The organism is Iodobacter sp. CM08 (assembly GCF_033446605.1).
GTDB lineage: Bacteria > Pseudomonadota > Gammaproteobacteria > Burkholderiales > Chitinibacteraceae > Iodobacter.
In genome coordinates this window covers 1-20,936 of sequence record NZ_JAWQUO010000044.1, presented here as the reverse complement: position 1 = coordinate 20,936, position 20,936 = coordinate 1, and the positions used below count along the sequence as shown (strand labels likewise).

Genomic DNA, 20,936 nt, shown 5'->3' with positions numbered 1-20,936 from the left:
CCGGAGAAGTGGTAAAGAAATGGGCGCAGTTTTGCAGCCCATTTTTTGTTTGTGGCGATAGCGTGCCGTATTCGATGTGCAGCTTTTGCGATGGATGCAGCGGCGGGATTAGCCAGATAAGTGATGAAGGAATGTATGGCAGCAAATTTACAAGATGTACTGGAAACTACCCTGCCAGGGCTCGGGTATGAACTCGTAGATCTGGAGCTGGCGCGTAATGGCTTAGTGCGCGTCTTTATTGATAAAGAGGGCGGTATTAATGTGACTGACTGCGTAACCGTAAGTCATCACCTTGAACGACTTTTTATTGTTGAAGGCGTGAATTACGAGCGCTTAGAGGTTTCATCCCCAGGCTTGGACCGTCCGATCGCGAAAGCAGCAGATTTTGCTCGCTTTGCTGGGCAGATGGTGAAAGTGAAATTGCGCTTACCGTTGCCGGATAAACGTAAAAAGCTCGTCGGTATTTTGATTGGGCTAGAAAATGATGTGGTGCGCGTAGAAGTCGATGGACAAGAGCTATCCCTGCCGCAATCACAAATTGACAAGGTGCGGTTAGAGCCGCAGTTTTAAGAACTAATCAGCCTAGAATATTGGGGTTGTTTGCCGGAGGGGTAGTGAGATGAGCCGGGAAATTCTGTTGCTGGTCGACGCGCTGGCGCGTGAAAAAAACGTAGAAAAAGATGTCGTATTCAGTGCCTTAGAAATGGCATTGGCTTCGGCGACCAAAAAACGTTACGAAGAAGATGTGGATATCCAAGTGGATATCGACCGAGATAGCGGCGATTACAGAAGTTTTCGCTGCTGGACTGTGGTTGAAGACAATGATCATGAAGAGCCATCTCGTCAGATCGCCATTACTGATGTGCCGGATTACGATCCAGAGCTGAAGGTGGGCGAGACTTGGATGGTTGAGCTTGAAGCGATTGAATTTGGTCGCATCGGCGCGCAAACCGCTAAGCAAGTGATTTTGCAAAAAATCCGCGATGCAGAGCGTGAGCAAAATTTGAATGACTTCCTGCAACGCAGCGAATTCATTGTTTCTGGCAATATCAAGCGCATCGAGCGTGGCAGTGCCATTCTTGAGCTAGGTAAGCTAGAAGCCGTATTGCCGCGTGATCAAATGATCCCTAAGGAAAACTTACGGGTTGGTGATCGCGTTAAAGCGTTCTTATTGCGTGTTGATCGCATGGGCCGTGGCCCGCAGCTGGTGTTGTCGCGTATTTCAAATGAATTCATGACCAAGCTCTTCGAAATGGAAGTGCCTGAGATTGAAAATCAGCTGATCGAAATCAAAGCCGTAGCCCGTGATGCGGGTGCACGTGCCAAGGTGGCGGTTAAGTCGAACGACGCACGTGTTGATCCACAAGGCACATGTATTGGTGTGCGCGGTACTCGCGTGAACGCTGTAACCAACGAATTGGCCGGTGAGCGTGTTGATATTGTGTTGTGGTCGCAAGATCCTGCGCAATTCGTGATTAACGCCCTGTCTCCTGCTGAAGTGAACTCCATCGTGCTTGATGAAGAAACGCACAGCATGGATGTAGTGGTGGATGAAGATAATCTAGCCATGGCGATTGGTCGCGGTGGCCAGAATGTGAAACTAGCCGCTGAATTAACCGGCTGGAAAATCAATATCATGACCGTTGACCAAGCTCAGCAAAAACACCAAGAAGAGTTCGCCAATGTGCGTCAGCTCTTTATTGATGTGCTGGGCGTTGACGAAGAAGTGGCGGACGTTCTTGTAGAAGAAGGTTTCACCACGCTAGAAGAAGTGGCTTATGTGCCGATTGCTGAGATGCTAGAAATTGAGGCCTTCGATGAAGACGCCGTCAACGAGCTGCGTACTCGCGCACGGGATGCCTTGTTAACACAAGCCATCGCCCGCGAAGAAAAGCTTGAGCATCAAGCAGAAGACCTTAAAAACCTTCAGGGAATGACACCAGAATTAGCAGCCCTTCTGGCTGATAAAGAGGTGCATACCCGAGACGATCTCGCCGACTTAGCCGTCGACGAACTAATAGAAATGACCGGAATTGATGAAGAAGCTGCCAAGCAACTGATCATGAAGGCGCGCGAGCACTTGTTCGCCTAACGCTCGGGAGAGAAATGCATGAGTGACCTTAATGTCAACCAATACGCGGTAGAGCTGAAAATGCCATCGCAAGAGCTGCTAGAAAAATTGCGCGCAGCTGGCGTAAATAAATCGAGTGAAATCGATGTGATTACAACCGAAGATAAAGCGAGCTTACGTGCTTATCTTGAGAAAAAGCATGATGGCGATGGTGATAAAAAAATCACAATTCATCGTAAACAAAACAATGAAATTCGTAAGACAGATGCAACAGGTAAAGCGAAATCAATCCCTGTTGAAGTGCGTAAAAAGCGTGTGGTAGAAGCCAGTGCTGTGGCAGAAGCTGCCGTACCGCGCGCGGCTGAAGCTGCTGTGGCCCCAACGGCTGCTGGCCAAGTGATTGATGACGCTGAGCGTTTATCACGCGAAGCGCAAGCGCGTCGCCAGAATGAATTGTTCGCACGTCAGGCGGCAGAAATGCGTGCTAAGCAAGGTGGTAAAGCTGCTGCTGAAGCCCCTGCTGCGGTGGCTACTGCTGCCGCACCCGTTGCTACTGCTCCAGTTGCCGCGCCAGCGCCAACGCCTGCTCCGGTCGTTGCGCCAGCTAAGCCTGCTCAGCCAGCACCTGCTCCGGTTGCCGCTAAACCTGCGGCTCCAGTTGCTAAGCCAGTAGCGCCAGTTGTAGTTGCAGTTGCAGCTGCTCCTGCGGCTTCAGTTGTGCCGCCAGTTGCAGCGCGTCCTTCACCTGGCGCATCGCAAGCTAGCCATCCAGATCGTCCGCGAGTAGGGATGCGTGTTGAATTGCGTAAGCCACGCAATGAGCCAATGAAAGCGCCTGAGCCAGTTGCACCGGCTCCGGTGGCAGCACCTGTGCCAGCACCGGCTCCAGTGGCAGCGCCTGCACCAGTTAGTCGACCAAAACCAGCCGCTACGCCAAGCAGCGCATCTCCTGCGGCAAAACCTGGCGATAAAAAGCCAGCGGCAGCCCCAGGTAAGAAAGAGCCTTGGAGCGATGGTCGTGGTAAGAAAGGTATTCGTAGCCGTGGCGGCGATGCCGGTAATGATTGGAAGAGCAAAAAGGGTGGTAAGGGCCGTCAGGCTGCAGCTAACCCAGATAATGCACACGGCTTCCAAGCGCCAACTGACAAAGTGGTGCATGAAGTAATGGTTCCAGAAACGATTTCCGTAACCGATCTTGCGCATAAAATGGCAGTGAAGGGTGTGGAAGTAGTTAAAGCCCTGATGAAGATGGGCATGATGGTAACTATTAACCAAGTGCTGGACCAAGAAACCGCGATGATTATCGTCGAGGATATGGGCCACACGCCAATGGCCGCTAAGCTTGATGACCCGGAAATTTACTTGGGCGATGGCACGGTTATAGAACATGTGCTCTTACCACGTGCGCCAGTTGTGACCGTAATGGGTCACGTTGATCACGGTAAAACCTCCTTGCTTGATTACATCCGTACCGCGAAAGTGGCGTCGGGTGAGGCCGGTGGTATTACTCAGCATATCGGTGCGTACCACGTACAAACCGAGAAAGGCATGGTTACCTTCCTTGATACTCCAGGTCACGAAGCGTTTACCGCAATGCGTGCCCGTGGTGCCAAGCTGACCGATATCGTGGTGCTGGTGGTGGCTGCTGATGATGGCGTGATGCCACAAACCATCGAGGCGATTGCTCACGCAAAAGCTGCGGGTGTGCCAATTGTAGTTGCCGTGAATAAGATCGATAAGCCAGAAGCAAATCCTGAGCGTATCCGTCAAGAACTGGTAACACATGAAGTAGTTCCTGAAGATTGGGGTGGCGATGCCATGTTCGTGGATGTCTCGGCCAAGAAAGGCTTGGGTATCGATGAGCTGCTAACAGCTATCTTGCTGCAGGCTGAAGTGCTTGAGCTGACTGCTGCGACCGATGCTCCTGCGAAAGGGATTATCATCGAAGCGCGTCTGGACAAGGGTCGTGGTCCGGTTGCTTCTATGCTGATTCAATCAGGCACCTTGCGTAAGGGTGATGTAATTCTTGCTGGCCAAGTATCAGGCCGCGTTCGTGCGATTATTGACGAGCATGGTAAGTCGATCCTGGAGGCGGGCCCTTCTATTCCGGTAGAAATCTTGGGTCTGTCTGATGTGCCGGCTGCTGGTGAAGACGCCATGGTGCTGACGGATGAGAAAAAAGCGCGTGAAATCGCACTGTTCCGTCAAGGTAAGTTCCGTGATGTGAAACTGGCTCGTCAACAAGCATCTAAGCTTGAAAATATGATGGCACAAATGACAGAAGGCGAAGTTCGCAATCTGCCTATCATCATTAAAGCCGACGTTCAAGGTTCTGCAGAAGCGTTGTCACAAAGCTTGCAAAAACTATCAACTGACGAAGTACGCGTGCAAATCTTGCACAGCGCCGTGGGTGGTATCAGCGAATCCGATATCAACTTGGCACTGGCGTCGAAAGCCGTGGTGGTTGGTTTCAATTCGCGCGCAGATGCAGCGGCACGTAAGCTGGCCGAATCCGAAGGTGTGGACATCCGTTACTACAACATCATTTACGATGTAGTGGATGACGTGAAGTTGGCGCTGTCAGGTATGTTGGCTCCAGAGAAGCGTGAACAAATCATTGGTATGGTTGAGATCCGTCAGGTCTTTACTGTTTCCAAGGTGGGTACAATTGCGGGTTGCTTGGTCATGGAAGGCTTGATCCGCAGTCATGCGGGTGTTCGCTTACTACGTAATAATGTGGTTGTGCACCAAGGTACGCTTGATAGCCTGAAACGCTATAAAGACGATGCAAAAGAAGTGAAGGCTGGTTTTGAGTGTGGTCTAAGCTTGAAGAACTACAATGATCTACAGCTTGGCGATCAGTTGGAAATCTTCGAAATCGTTGAAATTGCTCGTACACTGTAATTAATTAAACGGTGAATCGATAGGGGGAAGAGGGCGTTGTCCCGCTTCCCCTTTTGCGCTTTACCAAAAGGTTTAAAAATGGCCAAACAATTTACGCGTGCTGATCGTGTAGCACAACAAATCCAGCGTGATTTAGCCACCGTGATTCGTGCGGAGCTGGATCATCCCCAAGCATCTTTAATTACGATTACAGACGTTGAAGTCACGCGTGATTACTCGCATGCCAATGTTTTTTACACTTTCCTCGGGACAGAGGAGCAGGGTAAAGATATTGCGTCTTTGATTGAACGCGCTAAGGGTTTTTTGCGCAGCCAGCTGGCGCGTGGTATTTCCTTATATAAAATGCCAGAATTGCATTTTGAATACGACCATTCGGTTGAGCATGGCATGACCTTATCCCGCTTGATTGATCAGGCGACAAGCTTGCCCAAAGCGCCTGAAGATGATGGCGATGATGAACCTACCGGCAAGCCACTAAATGGCTAAACGTAAGGTTGATGGCGTTTTATTACTGGATAAGCCATTTGGTATCTCTAGTAATAATGCCCTGCAAAAAGCGCGCTGGTTACTACAGGCCGAAAAGGGTGGGCATACCGGTGTGTTAGATCCGTTTGCTACCGGGTTGCTACCACTTTGTTTTGGTGAGGCGACTAAATTTGCTCAGCGCATGCTGGAAGCCGATAAAGGCTACCGTGCCACCATTAAGCTAGGAGAGATCTCTACTACGCTGGATGGTGAGGGTGAAATTACCAAAAGCGGTGATGCGCCTAGCGATCAAGCCTTGATTCGTGCGGCAATCAACGCCTTTGTTGGCCCCGTGACACAAACGCCGCCGATGTATTCTGCGCTAAAGTTTCAAGGCAAGGCGCTGTATGAGTACGCCCGAGAAGGCGTAGTGATTGAGCGGCAATCCCGTCAAATCACCATCTATAATATTGATATTATTTCGATTGATGGTGATGTCGTGGTGATCGATGTGAGCTGCTCAAAAGGCACTTATATCCGTGTTTTGGCGGAAGATATCGGTAAGGCATTAGGTTGTGGTGCTTACCTTACTGGTTTGCGCCGTACCCGTACTGCAGGTTTTTTGCTAGAAAGCTCGATTAATTTAGACGATTACAATCATGTGCCAGTTGAAGAGCGTGACAGCTATTTATTGCCGGCAGATTGCTTATTGCTTGATTTGCCCGCTTTGTTTTTTGATGCGGCAGAGTTTGAGAAAATTCGCCACGGCATAACGGTTGAGCGCGCTGGTTTAATCCCTAGCGAGTATCGTCTTTACGCCGAGGGTGAAACTAGGGATAATGCACGGTTCATCGGTTTGGGCGAAGTGGCCACTGCGGCTGAGAATCCGCATGCATGGCTGCGGCCTAAACGACTTCTGTCTGGCTTGTAAAAGTCAGGCAGATTAAAGGGAGCTTGATTGGGTTGAAATCCTTAGGGACAGACGCTCGGCCTAGCTCGACGGTGTTTTATATGTGTAAAGCACCTTATCTCAATGGAGCAGTAAAATGTCAGTAACAGTTACTCAAAAAGCAGACATCGTTAAGAAATTCCAACGTGCTGAAGGCGATACTGGTAGTCCTGAAGTGCAAGTTGCACTGTTGACTGCACGTATCAATGACTTAACACCTCACTTCAAAGCCAACAAGAAAGATCACCACTCACGTCGTGGTCTGCTCAAGATGGTTAGCACACGTCGTCGTCTGCTTGATTACTTCAAGCGTGTTAACTCTGCTGGTTACCGCGCCCTGATCGCTGAACTCGGTCTGCGTAAGTAATACAAAAAAAGTCGCAGTCGCTAAGACTGCGGCTTTTTTGTTGGCTGAGTCAGTTTAAAGAAGTGTCATGGTGGCTTGTCAATATTACGCAAGAAACTGAGGCACTTTTTTAAGTAAGTCCCTTCATACCTGTCAAATAGCGGTTTCGGCGGCGGGTTGGAGTAGTGGTTGTGCCGAAGCCGGCAGCGCCTCAGTCGAGCTGCAGCGGAAAATCAATCACGCCTTGGACTGGAGGCGTTAGTGTGAAAAAAGGATCAGTCAGTGTTCAATAAAATTGTGAAATCATTCCAGTACGGTAAGCATAATGTCACCATGGAAACAGGTGAAATTGCCCGCCAAGCGAGTGGTGCCGTCCTTATTAATATGGACGATACTGTTGTTCTTGTGACTGTTGTAGCCGCTCGTGACGTTAAGCCTGGTCAGGATTTCTTTCCACTGACCGTTGACTATCAAGAACGTACCTACGCTGCGGGTCGCATTCCAGGTGGTTTCTTTAAACGCGAAGGCCGTCCTTCCGAAAAAGAAATTTTAACCTGCCGTTTGATCGATCGCCCAATTCGTCCCCTGTTCCCTGAAGGTTTTTATAACGACATCCAGATCATTGCGACGGTGATGTCGGTTAATCCAGAAGTCGATCCAGATATCGTTGCGATGCTGGGTGCTTCTGCTGCATTGTCGATCTCTGGCGTGCCTTTCGATGGCCCAATTGGTGCCGCACGCGTGGCTTATATCAATGGCGAATATGTTCTGTGCCCAACCTTATCTGAGCTGAAAACCAGCCAGATGGATCTGGTGGTTGCCGGTACATCACAAGCGGTATTGATGGTTGAGTCTGAAGCAGACGAATTATCTGAATCTATCATGCTGGGCGCGGTTGTATTTGGTCATGAACAAATGCAAGTGGCAATCAATGCTATTAACGAATTGGCTGATGAAGCTAATCCAGTATTGTTTGCTTGGGATGCCCCAGTGGCCAATGAAGCGCTGATTGCACAAGTACGTGCAGTAGCGGCTGCGGGCCTATCTGAAGCATTCAAATTGCGTCAAAAACAATTACGTACCATCAAAATCAATGAAACTTGGGCGCTGGTTAAGGCTGCATTGATTACTGAAGAAACCGGCACGCTGGCTGCTAATGAAATCAAGGGTATTTTCAAAGGCCTTGAGGCAGAAATCGTGCGTGGCCAGATTTTGGACGGCTACCCACGTATTGACGGCCGCGATACTCGCACTGTGCGCCCAATTACTATCCGTACTGGCGTACTGCCACGCACTCACGGCTCGGTACTGTTTACTCGTGGTGAGACTCAAGCAATTGCAGTGGCCACACTGGGTACTAAGCTTGATGAGCAAAAAATTGATGCATTGGCGGGTGCTTACACAGATCGCTTTATGCTGCATTACAACTTCCCTCCGTACTCGACCGGTGAAACTGGCCGTGTAGGCACACCGAAACGCCGCGAAATTGGTCACGGCCGTTTGGCTAAGCGTGCACTGGCTGCGATGCTGCCTTCGGTTGAAGACTTTGGCTACTCGATGCGTGTGGTTTCAGAAATTACTGAATCTAACGGCTCAAGCTCGATGGCTTCGGTTTGTGGTGGTTGTTTAGCCTTGATGGATGCCGGTGTTCCAATGAAAAATCACGTGGCAGGTATCGCCATGGGTCTGATCAAGGATGGCAATCGTTTTGCAGTATTGTCCGATATCTTGGGTGATGAAGATCATTTGGGCGATATGGACTTTAAAGTAGCGGGTACAGAAAACGGTATCACTGCGCTGCAAATGGATATCAAGATCAACGGTATCACTAAAGAAATCATGAAAGTGGCACTGGATCAAGCGCAAGAAGGTCGTGTGCATATCCTTGCTATCATGAAGGGCACAATGGAAGGCGCACGCACTGAAGTCAGCGAGCACGCTCCACGTCTTTACATGATGAAAATCAATCCAGAAAAAATCCGTGATGTGATTGGTAAGGGTGGCTCAGTGATTCGTGCCCTAACTGAAGAAACCGGTACTCAGATTGATATCCAAGAAGATGGCACCATCACCATCGCTTCGATCTCAGCTGAAGGTGCGGATGAAGCAAAGCGTCGTATTGCGGATATCACTGCAGAAGTTGAAATCGGCAAGATCTACGAAGGCCCAGTAGTTAAAATTCTGGACAACAACGTAGGCGCGATTGTTTCAATCATGCCAGGTAAAGATGGTTTGGTTCACATCAGCCAAATTGCTAACGAGCGTATCAAAAACGTTGGCGATTACCTGAAAGAAGGCCAAGTTGTTCGCGTTAAGGTGATCGAGCAAGACGAGCGTGGTCGTATCCGCTTATCGATCAAAGCAGTAACCAACGAAGAAACACCTGTTGTAGTTGCTGAAGTAGTTGCTGCACCGGTTGAAGCTGCAGAATAAGTTTTAGCTTAAAAAAATACCGACCTCTCAATGGTCGGTATTTTTTTGCCTATCATTTGTGGAGTGGCTTAGCGGTGTTGGTGCTTATTGCTGACTAGCCAGTCGAGCAGGGGTTGCCATTGCAGGCGGTCTTGTTTGGTGCGTGAAACGGGTAGATCAAATAGGGTTAGGCCGCGCTGTATGCTTTGTACATAGAGCTGGGTATCTCTAATGCAAGTCAGTAGGGGTAGCTCAAACTGTTTTAAGAAGTCGGTAAGTTGCATGGCGGCTTGGGTGCGTGGGTTGACCCGCATCCCAACAACGGCAACTGAGATTTCTTCACGGCGCACCGCTTTGACTTCGGCAAGGGTGTTAAAAAAATCAGCGCTGGCCCACATATCAAAGGCGGATGGCAGCACGGGAATCACTACATGATCGACACGCATCAAGGCTTGCTTAAGTTGTTTGCCATGTAGGCCCGCTGGTGAATCTAGCACCGCAATGCCAGTGCCCTTGGGGGGGCGAGCTTTCTCTTCATCATTAATGTCCCAGCCACGAATTTGGGGGGAGCTTGCAGGCCGCATCGCTAGCCAGTGGCGGCTTGATTGCTGAACATCAATATCACCCAGCATCACGGCTTCTTCTTGCCATGCAAACCATGCTGCCAAATGAGTTGAGAGGGTGGATTTTCCACTGCCACCTTTGGGATTTGCAATAAGAATGCTGCGCATAATAACCTGAGAAGTGAATTTAACGGTTTATACTATTTATATAGTTTATACTGTTTTTACCTTATACGGGAGAGCGGGCGATGATTTCAAGTAAAGATAATGTAATATTAGAAGAAGATGTTGTAGTGTTGAAGAAACCTACAGCACGGCGTAGGCCAAGCAAATCTGTAACAAAACATGCGGATGAAGTGGTTTTAATTGATGTTACGCCTGTTGCCGTGCTTGATGCACCTGAAATGATTACGGTTGTGAAAAAGGCGAAGGTAATTAAGGCTAAAAAAACCAAGTTAGTCAGAGATAGCTTTACTATTCCAGAGTTGGAATACGCTCAGTTAGCAGCGTTAAAACAGCGTTGCTTGGCCGCCGGTGTGGCGGTTAAAAAAAGTGAGCTATTAAGGGCTGGCTTACAGGCTTTGGCTTTGATGCCAGAAGCCGTATTAATTGGGCAATTAGCAACGTTAGAAAAATTAAAAACGGGCCGCCCCGCGCATAAATAAGTACGGTTGGCATAAAAAAAAGCGCCTTTCTTAAAGGCGCTTTTTCTTAAATTAATAAATCAATTCATCATCGCACTAGCATCAAATCCTAGGCGTAAATTGCCCCAGTGCTGATTATCTATCATGATAGGCATATCTAATTCGGTCATGATTTCGCCCGTATCACGCATATAGGTTTGTAATAAAAAGCGCTGCTGGTTTTTAGCGGCTCTTAAGCCTGCGGTATCATTAAAAATTCTTTGATCTCGGCTATTTAGTAAATCGGTTTGCAGATCGCCGCTGGCTGGTTTGGAATACCAGCTATTGTGGGTTGGGCCATAGCCTTTATTGTCGACGGCTAAAGAGAATTTCCCACCGGGGGTGCTTTTAACTAATTGATCATAAAGCGCTTGGATATCTTTTAAAAATAGTGCGTTATAGCTTGTTTTATATTTTGGCGGTTTGGTGTTTGGAATGGCTTGATAGTTTTGATCAAAAACAGCAACACCTTGCTTTTTTAATGCACTGATATGCGCTTGTATTTGATCTCTAGATTGTGCTGTACGGGCAATTGCAGCATCTAATTCACCTTTGCCAACGGTAAAGCTACCTATCATAGCTTGCACGCGCTCGGCCGCTTGCGCTAAATCTTGAGAGGATTGAGCTGAGTGGTGCATGCGCTCATTAACTGAAAGGGATAATTTATGAATTTCACTTACATTGGCATTTACAAGTAAATTGGCCGAGGTAAATAGCTCTAGTGTGCCAGCAATATCAATCAGTGTTACTGAAGTATGTTCAAAATCACTCATCATATTTGCAAACTGCTTGGATGCATTTAACACAACATCTTTGGTTAAATTTGCATCTAAATTAATTGTTTCTGTTTCATTTAGCGTTTCAGCCACTTGATCCAACATATTGTCGATATTAATTGAAATGTCATCAGTGGCTCTATGTACTTTTTCTGAAAGTTTGCGTACTTCATCGGCAACCACCGCAAAGCCACGCCCTTGTTCGCCGGCTCTAGCGGCCTCAATCGCGGCATTGAGTGCCAATAAATTGGTCTGCTTAGAGATGTCTTTAATTAAACCTACAATTGATTTGATGCTGGCCGAGCGTTGATTTAAGCCATCTACCGTTAGGCTGAAATTGGCCAGTCTTTCGGTGATAGTGGTGATTTTTTTGCTGACATCTTCTAGCTCGGCATAAGAGGCGCGGGCAAGTGATAAATTTTGAGTGGTTGTTCTTGAGATGTCTTGCGTTCGATCTGTGACTTGGTTGATGCCGGATGTGGTGGCATTGCTTGCTTCGCAAACCATTTGCGCCAGCTGATCTTGCTGCTGCGTAGCGGCTGCCGAATCATTGATGTTCTTCATTGATTTAGCGGCTTCTAGTGCAATGCCCACCGTCATAGCTTGCACATTAGCAATGATATCTCTTTGCTTGGCTAAAAAAACATTGCAAGTACGGGCTAATTGGCTGACTTCATCGTGGGTAATGGCGGGGATGTCATTTGATAAATCGCCTTCACCACTGGAGGCGTTACGAAATACACTGGCAATTAAATTAATTGGCCGAGTAATCCAATAGTGTAAATAGGTGATTTGAATAAAAGCCAGTAGGGCGGCAAGAATAAGGCAGAGCCATGCTAAGGATTGAATTGGACTAATAATGCCTTGTAGTTGAAGGCTTATGCTGCTATTTAAGCGAAGTTCTTGGCATAGTGTGGCCATGCTGTGTGCTGCAGAATAACTAGTAATAAGTAAAATAAGCGGGAAAAGAGCAAATAATAATATAAATGAAAATTTTCGCGCTAGTGTGGGGATGAGTTCACGTTCTAGCCTGATATGAGCTTGATTGAGCCATTCCATCTTGCGTCTCCATGACAATATTAGCCAATGATGTTTTAGCTATTTAAAGCGCAGCAGCCTAAAAGAGCCCGCGCTCTTTTAGGCCAAAATAGCAGCTACCGTGTGGTGGAGATTCTATTTGCGCTTAGGATTCAAATGCAGACTGTAGGGAGTCTAGGGTGATACGCCAATGGCTGAGCATATGGCTAAATACGGCTAGCTCGGCATCGTTAATAACCTGATCAGATTTGGATAAATCCAGTGCCATTGCGGCGACTTGTAGGCGTTTTTTAGGCTCGCTTACGTTATCTAAAATAAAGTCGATGCGTTCACGATTAATCAGGCTAATACGACCTTCTTCATCGGCTTCATCAGAAATGTCATTGCAGTAATCGTGTAAGACTTGAATAAAACCTTTACGGCTAATGCCGATGGCTTCATAAACATGTAGATGCTCTAATTCTTCTAGTTCTTCTGGATTGAAATTGCCATCACAAACCATTTGCATGACTAAAATTCGAGCCATTGCTTCAGGGCTATTGTTTGCATATTTTTTCATTGTGTATCCCTTATTGCTGCGAGTGCCTGTTCAAAAGATACAGGGGTATCTGCTCGCTTGTGTGTGTTGTGGTAATCAAAAAAAACAATAGACGTTTTAGCTAAAGCAATTTCTGCATGATCACTGCTTCGATCTACCCGATAATATAAATCAAAACCAATGCGGTTTAAATCACTAACGAACATACTAATGCTGAGCTGATCACCCAAAAAAGCTTCATTTCTGAATTGGATTTCAGCGTCTGCCAATATAATGCCTGGTGTTTCTGCATTGCCAATTTCGTTGTGCTTTAAATGGTGTAGAAAGCGTACTCTAGCCTCGTGGAGCATTCCAAGCAATGCCTGATTAGCAAGATGGTTGCCATAGTTAAGATCAGTTACGCGAACTTCAAGTTGCGTGCTGAAATCCGCACCTTGTGGGCGCAATAATTTAAGGCGAGGCATACGGTAATCAATCGTTATTTATATCGCAACGAGTGTATGCTGAAGCTTTATACAAGGCAACACCGCTTGCTGTTAAACTAATCTTATTGTATCTATGTTTTAATAAAGGGAGACGACTATGTATAAGCGAATTTTAGTTCCTGTTGATAATAGTGATACCAGCGCTGCGGCTATTATAGAGGGCCGACGTTTTGCTGGAGAGCAGTGCGCTAAAGTTAAATTGGTACATGTGGTTGATTTGGCTCAGTTTGCTTGGAGTGCTAATGAGTTTTTAGATGTTCCTCAATTGCAAAATGCTTTACGCCAATCCGGTGAAAAATTATTGGCTGAATTAGCCGAGGGCCTGACGGCGGATGGTATTGAGGTGGAAACTAATTTACTAGAATCATGGGGCGGCAATTTAGCGCAGGCGATTGTAAAAGAGGCTGAAAGTTGGTCGGCAGAATTAATTGTGATGGGAACCCACGGTTATGGTGGATTAACTCATTTATTGATGGGCAGTGTTGCTGAAGGCGTGGTGCATTGCACCCCTGTGCCGGTGTTATTGGTGAGAGCCAAGCCCGCTGAAAAATAGCCAGAGACGTATGCCCAAGTTTGAGTGAGAGTGATGTTGAATGGCTAGTAATGTAAGTAAGGTTTTACAGGTGATTGACCACAGCCGGGATAGTGCCGGCTGTGTTTACGTTTACCCTGTGGTTTCACGTCGTGCAGGCGGGGTGTCGGTGGGGATTAATTTAAACCCCAATAATGCCTGCAATTGGCGCTGTGTCTATTGTCAGGTTCCTGACTTGATCCGTGGTGGTGCACCGCAAATAGATTTAGATTTGCTTGAGTCTGAATTACGCGGCTTGCTGAACGAGATTGTGCATGGTGATTTTATGCAAACGCGAGTACCCGCTGATGCTCGCCGCTTAAACGATGTGGCTTTTTCAGGTAATGGTGAGCCAACCAGTAGCTTGCAGTTTTTGGCCTGTGTAGAGCGGGTGGCGGGTGTGCTGAAGGCATTTGATTTGATCGGTAAAATCAAGTTGGTGTTGATTAGTAATGGTAGTCAGTTAGATCGTCAGCAAGTTCAGGTGGGTATTGCGCTGATGCGTGATTTGGGTGGTGAGGTGTGGTTTAAGTTAGATCGTGCCCCAGTCGATGGTTTTGCGCCGGTTAACCAAGTGCAGCTCAAACGTGCGCAAGTGACGCGGCGTTTACAGCTGGCGGCTAAACATTGCCCAACTTGGATTCAAACCTGCATGTTTGAGATGGATGGTGCATTACCTGATGAGCAAACAATCAGTGCTTATTTGGAGTTTTTGCAAAGCAATCTGCAGGCGGGTGTAAAGCTAGAAGGGGTACTGCTATATGGCTTGGCTAGGCCATCGATGCAGCCAGAGGCAGATAGGCTGAAAGCCGCGCCAGTAGATTGGATGCAAAAATTAGCCCAGCGTATCACTGGGCTTGGGCTGGAAGTGAAATTAAGCCTGTAAATGGCTGTGGGCATGTTTAGGGCGCACAGGTGCGTCTTCTTCATGCGCTGCGGCAGCGGCCCGCAATGTGTCGTATAGCTCGGTGCGCTCTTCACGCAAATGCTGAATGACTTGGTAGTCTTCGCGATTGATTCGGGCTAAATCAATTTGCTCTACATGCACCACGCGCAATAGTTCACGAACGGGGCGTGGCATATTGCGGCCACTTTCATAGCGTGAGCCACCACTTTGCGTGACACCAATGCGGCTCCAAAACTCTTGTTGATTCAATCCGAGTTGTTGACGAATTTCGCGTGGGTTGATGGTTGTGCTGGTCATGAAGCTTCCTCTTTGTGACGCATGGGTCTGTGTGCAGGCCCATGTCATTATCAATGTTATCGTCATCTTATCTAGCTAAAGGCTAATATACACGTCACTATTTCACGATTATCACTGTAATAATTTACGCTGTTTAATTGGAACTTATTTTTAAAATTAAAAATAGCAAGACCTTGGTTTATTATATTTTGGAATGAACTAAGTAGTTTCAGTTATTGAGGTGGGCTTTGGGCGGCAGTAATTGCTGAATCAATCTATGCCCGCTACGAGCAATCTTGTTAGAATCGCCGCAGAAAAATAAACAGTAATACAGGGGCAAGGCGCTATGTCGTTTGATTATGGTAGTGATAGTAATAAATTTAACCTTCCTAATCCAATGCGATTAGAAAACATTTTTTTGCTGCTATGTGGTTCAGTATTACTGATCGCAGGTTTGCTGCTGCTATTGATGGTAAAGCAAGCCATTGCTGCCGAAACCATCTACTACAAGCTAGCTGCGGTGCTGCTGGCGGTGGCGATGCTGGGGGCGGGCGTGTCTTTATTGGGCTGGGCGATGCGGCAACTGCGGTTTTTCTTTGGCCGTGGTCGTCCAATCAGCCTTGCTGATGATGTGCCTAATGGTATGCAAGGCAAATCGCCAGCTTCTGATAGCTTACGTGAAGTGCTGCGCCAGCAGGCTTTGGTTTATCAAGAGCCACAGGGGGCGTTAAGTACTTTATTGCACTCTATCGTGCCTAATCTTACATTTGCGCCTGAACGCATCCGTAATTTAGCTCTGCTGCACTTTAAAAAGGGCATTACCTTGCTATTGGTGCTTGCTGCCCTGACTTTAAGCTTGGTGGGGGGCAAGGCGCACGGGCCAGAATGGCAGCATTTTGCGGATTGGATTGGCGTGGCTTTTATGGGCTATGTGATTTGGCTGCTGCTTGCGCCAGTTAATAACGCACTTGGCTTATCCTTGCGTGACGCGGAGCAAACGCTTAGTCCATCGCGCTTAGTCTTGATGTTGGTGCTGGCTATTCTTGGCCCCGTATTATTGCTAAAGCTGGCCCCTAAGCTGCCTAATGTGGCGTGGCTCGATCCCTTTCCTCAAGTATTTGTGTTGATTGTGCTGGCCTTGGCTGTATATGGTGTGTTTTATCTAGCACTGCTGCGTAATGTAAAGCAGCCACCTAATACCGTGGTCAGTAATAAACAAGACACTTGGAGCATTAACTGCCACCCCGGTTTGGCACTAGAAGAATTTGCGCGTGAGATGCAAAATAATTGGCAAGAAAGTATTCCAAATCGCACCTATTCTCGGCTTGAGCCACATATCGATTTAAATGAAAAATCAGGTAAATTTTATGCTGAGGCTTTAGAAGAAACCCAGCCTTTACCTATTGATGCCACAGCGGTTTCATTTGCCAGCGCATTGGCCTCGCCACGGCTACAGCCCTTGCTCTTGCTGGATGTGATTGGTGCTTCTTTTATATTATTAGCCACCGTTTTTCTTACCTTAAGTGGCATGCAAATATTAAGCGTGACAGCTAGCACGTTTAATGCGAATTTATTGACTTATGGTGCGGTATTTTTTGCTCTGGGAATGTATGCAATTTGCTCTGCGCATCAACTTTGGCAGCGTTTTGAATTTAAATCTCAATTAATTAGCATTGAAATGAGTGGCCATTATGTAACGGCTCAACTGGATCATGGCAATGTGTTAAAAGATTCAATTAAAACTAATAGCCATGTGGTGCAAATTGAATCAATGACCTTTCGTTTATGGCTTACCGAGTTAACGAGTGTAACTTTTCAAAATGGCAGCCAACGCTATGCTTTGTCTTTGGCGGGTAATGCAGAGCGGGCCGAGCAGCTATTGCGCCACTTCAAGAAATTTGCTCACGATCAGGCGATTATTTTAGCGCCTAAGGCGCAGGCAGATCAGCAACGTCATGCCGTGCTAGGCCAATTTAATCAGGCGGCTGCATTGCCAGATGCGTCAGAGGTGATGGCGATTCCGCTGGGAGATGGCGTCTTGATTAATACGGCGGTAGCGGATGCCGCTCCTGCATCAAAACGGCCTAAGTTTTGTAGCAAATGTGGTTCAGCCACTCTGCCCGAGGGCTTGTTTTGTGGTGAGTGCGGCGAGAAAATTATAGAGGCTTAAGTTGCTGAGGTGATGTGCTGGCCAAAAAGGTGGCGTTTTCAGATGTGCTTTGCTGTGCCTATTCTAGCCAATAGGGTGTGGCAAGCAGCGCCCCTAACGTGCTTTTTATGGGCGGTGAGATGTCTTGCTTCGCTCACAAAGCCCTCGCCAAAACCCACGCATCAACCCGTGCCGCGCCCGCTTGTTTTAAACACTTGGCGGCGGCGTGTAGGCTAGAGCCTGATGTCATCACGTCATCCACAATCGCAATATGTTTGCCTGCTAAATTGTGCTGGGTATAAAACGCTTGCCGCATATTTATATGTCGATCGGCTTGGGATAAGCGCGCTTGGTGTTCAGTATTGATTTTGCGCTCTAAATAAAACTGAATAGGGCGCTGTAATTGCCGTGAAATAGGAATAGCTAATTCAAAAGCTTGGTTATAGCCGCGCTCAGCCAGACGGGTGGGGTGTAATGGCATCGGCAAGATAAAGTCTGGCCTAGGTGCAGCTTGCACCCGCTGCAAAAGCAATTGCCCTAGCGTAGGCAGCAATGACCATTGCCCAGAGAACTTAGCTGCAATGATTAGCTCGGTAATGGGTGGGGTATAGATCAGTGCCGCGTAACTAAAATCAAAAGCGGGTGGATGGCTTAAGCAGGCGCCGCATAAGCCATTATTATTGGAGGGAAGGGCGCATTGCGGGCAAAGCTCAGCGTTTAAAAAAGGCAGTTTCTCAAGGCAAGCGGGGCAAAGTGCGCTGCTTTTACAGCTGGCTGCGCACAGCACACAGCTACAGGGTGGCGCACAGTTGTTCAAAAAATTAGATATAAAATTTGACAACTTCGCCTCCGCTTTAGACAATCGCTCTTTGATTATGCCTTTTGCTTTGAAAATTGCTGGAATTTCAAGGCTACTTTCTGGATGTCTATGCTCATGACTTCGCCTCAAACCATTGAATTTAAACGCGCTACACCTCATCCAGAAAGCGGTGCTTACTCGCTGGATACTGTGGCGGCCCTTTTTGAGCTGCCTTTTAATGATTTGGTGTTTCAGGCGCAAACCGTACATCGCCAGCACTTTGATGCCAATAAAGTACAACTTTCTACTCTGCTATCGGTAAAAACCGGCGGCTGTTCAGAAGACTGTGGCTACTGCTCGCAATCGGCTCGCTACGATACCGGCTTAGAAAAAGAAGTGTTGATGAACGCCGATGAAGTGATCGATGTGGCCCGCATTGCCAAAGAAAACGGCGCATCGCGCTTCTGTATGGGCGCAGCATGGCGTGGCCCTAAGACCAAAGATTTAGTTGAAGTGAAGAAAATGATTGCTGGCGTGAAAGCGCTAGGCTTAGAAACCTGCGCCACTTTTGGTATGTTGAAAGAAGGCCAAGCCGAAGAGCTACGTGATTCTGGCCTCGATTATTACAACCACAACCTAGATACCTCGCCAGAAAACTACGCCAATGTGGTGACGAGCCACAGTTACCAAGATCGCTTGGATACTCTGGGCAAGGTGCGTAAGGCGGGTTTGAATGTCTGTAGTGGCGGTATTGTGGGCTTGGGTGAAACAAGGCTAGACCGCGTGGGCTTGATCGCTCAGCTGGCTAATCTAGCGCCACAGCCTGATTCTGTGCCCATTAATAATTTGGTGAAGATTGAAGGCACACCACTAGAAGAGGGTGAAGCCATCGACTGGACCGAATTCGTGCGCATGATCGCCGTGGCCCGCATCACCATGCCAAAATCCTTTGTGCGCCTCTCCGCAGGCCGCCAGCAAATGCCTGAAGCTATGCAAGCGCTGTGCTTTATGGCCGGTGCCAATTCTATTTTCTATGGCGATAAATTACTCACCACTGGCAACCCAGATGTGAGCCGTGATAAAAACTTATTTGCTAAGTTAAATATCAAGCCTTTATAAGGGCTTAAATAAAATGGGAAGCGCAGGCTTCCCCTTTTATTTGGCTAAAAACAATGAGGAAGGCTCTGAGTGATTCGCTATTGGATGCCGAATGATTGTTTTCCAATTTTGCGGATTGGCGCGCCGAATATCGCTCAGGTAAATTTCATGATGTTTACCGGCCCGGCTGGCACGGGAATCAATAAAATCATGCAGGCGTTCAATCGTTGGGCCTTCTTGATCAAACGGGCCAATATGCAAAATTTGGGCGCAGCGCCCTTCGGTAAAAGATTCAAAGCGTAATAAGGGGAGTGCAGGGAGATTTTTCTTTTTTTGCACTTCGGCAATGGCCGCTGTCATTAATTCTTGTTCAAGAAAAGCGGGCTGCATAATCATCATGGTCCATTGCCATTGCGCTTTATTGCGGGCAATAAAATCAGCCATATCCTCTGCCCACCACAGCCCCTCAAGTGGCATTACTGCGTAATCGAGTGCCTGAGGCCCTTTTTTGAGCATAAATTTGGCGGTGTAAGCCACAGAAAACAGCGCCTCTACTGCCTGCGAATAGGCAATAGAAGAATTAGGATCCCCTTTGCCATCAATCATCAAATAATTAAATGAGGGCACATCTACTTCTACCACCTCTTTGGCAGAAGGCTGATAGAGATGTTTTAACTGCTGTTTAAAATCGACTTTAGGCATGGGCTTACCTCGTTAATTGGGGAGTGATATCTAGTCTATATAAGCTTTAGCAATCTCCGTAATCGTTCGTCCACTTAGGCTAAATGCCGTCAGTGGCTACCACGTTTCAATGCCTTTTACATCAATCAGCCTTTCGTTTTGCCTGCTGCTGGGCGTAAAAACCCAATGCAAAACCAAAGCCCGCCGTTGCCCAAATGAGGGAGGCAATAATCTCAAAGGGATTGAGTAGCACTGGGTGCAAGATGGCAAAGGGAATGAGAACCACGCCCCGAATAAGGCAAATTGCGGCAATGCAAAATAAGCCGGTGCGCAGTAGGGGCAGGCGGCGTATCACTCCAGCGCCCGAGCAGGCGTAGAGGGCACAAATAGCCATTAAAAATGCAATCAGTGCCGCGCTGATAGGGGCTAGCCATGTGCCATCACGGGCAGAAGCCACGATTTTTGGCGGCGCACCAAAAAAAGCATACCAAGCAGGCCCACCCACAATTGCGGCTAAATGGATGATCACCCCTACCGTAGCAATGCCTGCTGCAAGCAAGATCCAAGAGGTGTATGCGTTTTTCATAGCTATTCCTCTATTAATTTTTCCCAGAGAGGCCATATTGCGACGTGGATTTGGCTTGGCCGATGATTAATCCACCTGCTTATATTACTAAAATATGACGTTTTTAGTAATTTTCAAGTGGGTATATTTTAAGCGGTAATAGCGCTGTGGTCATTTGCTATGTGCTGGGTGTGGTAAAACCGCCCAAGTACGAATTATCGCGGCGCGTTGTTAGCCGCGTTTTAATTGTAAGGTGATAAATTTCCCATCTTCACTTTCGCCTGAGTCTACGGCTACCCAGCCTTGTGATAAATAGAAATTTAAAGCGGCTGTGTTTTTGATTAAACACTTGAGTTGCCATGGCAAGGGCAGCCATTGCTGCACTGCGGTTAATAACGCCCGGCCAACGCCAAAGCGCTGATGACTGGGATTAATGTAGAGATGGTGGATAAATGGCTCAGCCATCCAAACCGAGACAAAACCGACCAGCTGCATATCTTCCCCAATCGCTACAAACACGTCTTCACCGATAGATGTTCCTGATTATGTCTCTTGCTCAACCTCCTTGCTCAAACCACCTAAAAGGCCTAAGGTGAACGAACGTTCTTTTTTGGAGTGGTCGTCATGGCAATCAACCCAATCCAGATGCAAAAGGGGCTG

General features: G+C 47.5%; 21 protein-coding genes. 12 read left to right on the top strand and 9 right to left on the bottom strand.

Annotation, left to right across the window (positions count from 1 at the left end; genetic code table 11):
• The first annotated feature begins 135 nt into the window (after positions 1–135).
• The 7 genes from rimP to pnp all read left to right on the top strand — a co-directional run bounded on the left by rimP (position 136) and on the right by pnp (position 9,168).
• Positions 136–570 (top strand): ribosome maturation factor RimP, encoded by a 435-nt coding sequence (gene rimP, locus R6242_RS19225; protein ID WP_130105133.1) that lies wholly within the window; start codon positions 136–138, stop codon positions 568–570.
• 49 nt (positions 571–619) lie between these two features.
• Positions 620–2,092, top strand: a complete 1,473-nt coding sequence (gene nusA / locus R6242_RS19220; protein ID WP_293935494.1) for a transcription termination factor NusA — start codon at positions 620–622, stop codon at positions 2,090–2,092.
• A gap of 18 nt (positions 2,093–2,110) precedes the next feature.
• Positions 2,111–4,975 carry a translation initiation factor IF-2 gene (gene infB / locus R6242_RS19215; protein ID WP_318429992.1) on the top strand — a complete coding sequence of 955 codons (2,865 nt, stop codon included), beginning with the start codon at positions 2,111–2,113 and terminating at the stop codon, positions 4,973–4,975.
• A gap of 78 nt (positions 4,976–5,053) precedes the next feature.
• Complete coding sequence (gene rbfA / locus R6242_RS19210) at positions 5,054–5,461, top strand: 30S ribosome-binding factor RbfA (RefSeq protein WP_318429991.1); 408 nt, start codon at positions 5,054–5,056, stop codon at positions 5,459–5,461.
• Positions 5,454–6,371: a tRNA pseudouridine(55) synthase TruB gene (gene truB / locus R6242_RS19205; RefSeq protein WP_318429989.1), complete on the top strand. Its 918-nt coding sequence runs from the start codon at positions 5,454–5,456 to the stop codon at positions 6,369–6,371. The genes rbfA and truB overlap by 8 nt, the downstream gene beginning before the upstream one ends.
• 115 nt (positions 6,372–6,486) lie before the next feature.
• Positions 6,487–6,756, top strand: a complete 270-nt coding sequence (rpsO, locus tag R6242_RS19200) for a 30S ribosomal protein S15 (RefSeq protein ID WP_293935503.1) — start codon at positions 6,487–6,489, stop codon at positions 6,754–6,756.
• 261 nt (positions 6,757–7,017) lie between these two features.
• Positions 7,018–9,168 (top strand): polyribonucleotide nucleotidyltransferase, encoded by a 2,151-nt coding sequence (gene pnp, locus R6242_RS19195; protein ID WP_318429987.1) that lies wholly within the window; start codon positions 7,018–7,020, stop codon positions 9,166–9,168.
• A gap of 68 nt (positions 9,169–9,236) precedes the next feature.
• Here the strand turns inward: pnp and R6242_RS19190 are convergent, their stop codons facing one another.
• Positions 9,237–9,878: a ParA family protein gene (locus R6242_RS19190; RefSeq protein WP_293935506.1), complete on the bottom strand. Its 642-nt coding sequence runs from the start codon at positions 9,876–9,878 to the stop codon at positions 9,237–9,239.
• Between the two features lie 80 nt (positions 9,879–9,958).
• Between R6242_RS19190 and R6242_RS19185 the strand changes: the two genes are divergently transcribed.
• Entirely contained in the window at positions 9,959–10,375 is a 417-nt protein-coding gene (locus tag R6242_RS19185; protein WP_318429984.1) for a hypothetical protein, read from the top strand.
• A gap of 59 nt (positions 10,376–10,434) precedes the next feature.
• Here the strand turns inward: R6242_RS19185 and R6242_RS19180 are convergent, their stop codons facing one another.
• The 3 genes from R6242_RS19180 to R6242_RS19170 all read right to left on the bottom strand — a co-directional run bounded on the left by R6242_RS19180 (position 10,435) and on the right by R6242_RS19170 (position 13,209).
• Positions 10,435–12,090: a methyl-accepting chemotaxis protein gene (locus tag R6242_RS19180; protein ID WP_318429982.1), complete on the bottom strand. Its 1,656-nt coding sequence runs from the start codon at positions 12,088–12,090 to the stop codon at positions 10,435–10,437.
• Between the two features lie 262 nt (positions 12,091–12,352).
• Positions 12,353–12,766: a hypothetical protein gene (locus tag R6242_RS19175; RefSeq protein WP_293935511.1), complete on the bottom strand. Its 414-nt coding sequence runs from the start codon at positions 12,764–12,766 to the stop codon at positions 12,353–12,355.
• On the bottom strand, positions 12,763–13,209 hold the full coding sequence (locus tag R6242_RS19170) for a thioesterase family protein (protein ID WP_318429980.1): 447 nt from the start codon (positions 13,207–13,209) through the stop codon (positions 12,763–12,765). Before R6242_RS19170 ends, R6242_RS19175 begins: the two co-directional genes overlap by 4 nt.
• 118 nt (positions 13,210–13,327) lie before the next feature.
• Between R6242_RS19170 and R6242_RS19165 the strand changes: the two genes are divergently transcribed.
• Complete coding sequence (locus R6242_RS19165) at positions 13,328–13,783, top strand: universal stress protein (RefSeq protein ID WP_293935515.1); 456 nt, start codon at positions 13,328–13,330, stop codon at positions 13,781–13,783.
• Positions 13,784–13,823: 40 nt separating this feature from the next.
• A complete protein-coding gene (locus R6242_RS19160; protein ID WP_318429977.1) occupies positions 13,824–14,687 on the top strand; it encodes a radical SAM protein in 864 nt (287 codons plus the stop codon).
• On the opposite strand, the gene R6242_RS19155 is transcribed toward R6242_RS19160, so the two are convergent.
• Positions 14,676–15,005: a helix-turn-helix domain-containing protein gene (locus tag R6242_RS19155; protein ID WP_130105121.1), complete on the bottom strand. Its 330-nt coding sequence runs from the start codon at positions 15,003–15,005 to the stop codon at positions 14,676–14,678. The genes R6242_RS19160 and R6242_RS19155 overlap by 12 nt on opposite strands.
• Before the next feature lie 325 nt (positions 15,006–15,330).
• Here R6242_RS19155 and R6242_RS19150 point away from each other — a divergent pair, with 325 nt between their 5' ends.
• The gene (locus R6242_RS19150; protein ID WP_318429973.1) at positions 15,331–17,154 is read left to right on the top strand and encodes a zinc ribbon domain-containing protein; all 1,824 of its coding nucleotides are present in this window, start codon (positions 15,331–15,333) and stop codon (positions 17,152–17,154) included.
• A 133-nt stretch (positions 17,155–17,287) separates the two neighbouring features.
• Here R6242_RS19150 and R6242_RS19145 read toward each other — a convergent pair whose 3' ends face one another.
• Complete coding sequence (locus R6242_RS19145; protein ID WP_318429970.1) at positions 17,288–17,974, bottom strand: ComF family protein; 687 nt, start codon at positions 17,972–17,974, stop codon at positions 17,288–17,290.
• 87 nt (positions 17,975–18,061) lie between these two features.
• Between R6242_RS19145 and bioB the strand changes: the two genes are divergently transcribed.
• Positions 18,062–19,051, top strand: a complete 990-nt coding sequence (gene bioB, locus R6242_RS19140) for a biotin synthase BioB (protein WP_374759870.1) — start codon at positions 18,062–18,064, stop codon at positions 19,049–19,051.
• A 36-nt stretch (positions 19,052–19,087) separates the two neighbouring features.
• Here the strand turns inward: bioB and R6242_RS19135 are convergent, their stop codons facing one another.
• The 3 genes from R6242_RS19135 to R6242_RS19125 all read right to left on the bottom strand — a co-directional run bounded on the left by R6242_RS19135 (position 19,088) and on the right by R6242_RS19125 (position 20,795).
• A complete protein-coding gene (locus R6242_RS19135) occupies positions 19,088–19,732 on the bottom strand; it encodes a GyrI-like domain-containing protein (protein WP_318429968.1) in 645 nt (214 codons plus the stop codon).
• Positions 19,733–19,853: 121 nt separating this feature from the next.
• A complete protein-coding gene (locus tag R6242_RS19130) occupies positions 19,854–20,297 on the bottom strand; it encodes a hypothetical protein (RefSeq protein WP_318429966.1) in 444 nt (147 codons plus the stop codon).
• A gap of 210 nt (positions 20,298–20,507) precedes the next feature.
• On the bottom strand, positions 20,508–20,795 hold the full coding sequence (locus tag R6242_RS19125; protein ID WP_318429963.1) for a GNAT family N-acetyltransferase: 288 nt from the start codon (positions 20,793–20,795) through the stop codon (positions 20,508–20,510).
• Positions 20,796–20,936 lie beyond the last annotated feature (141 nt).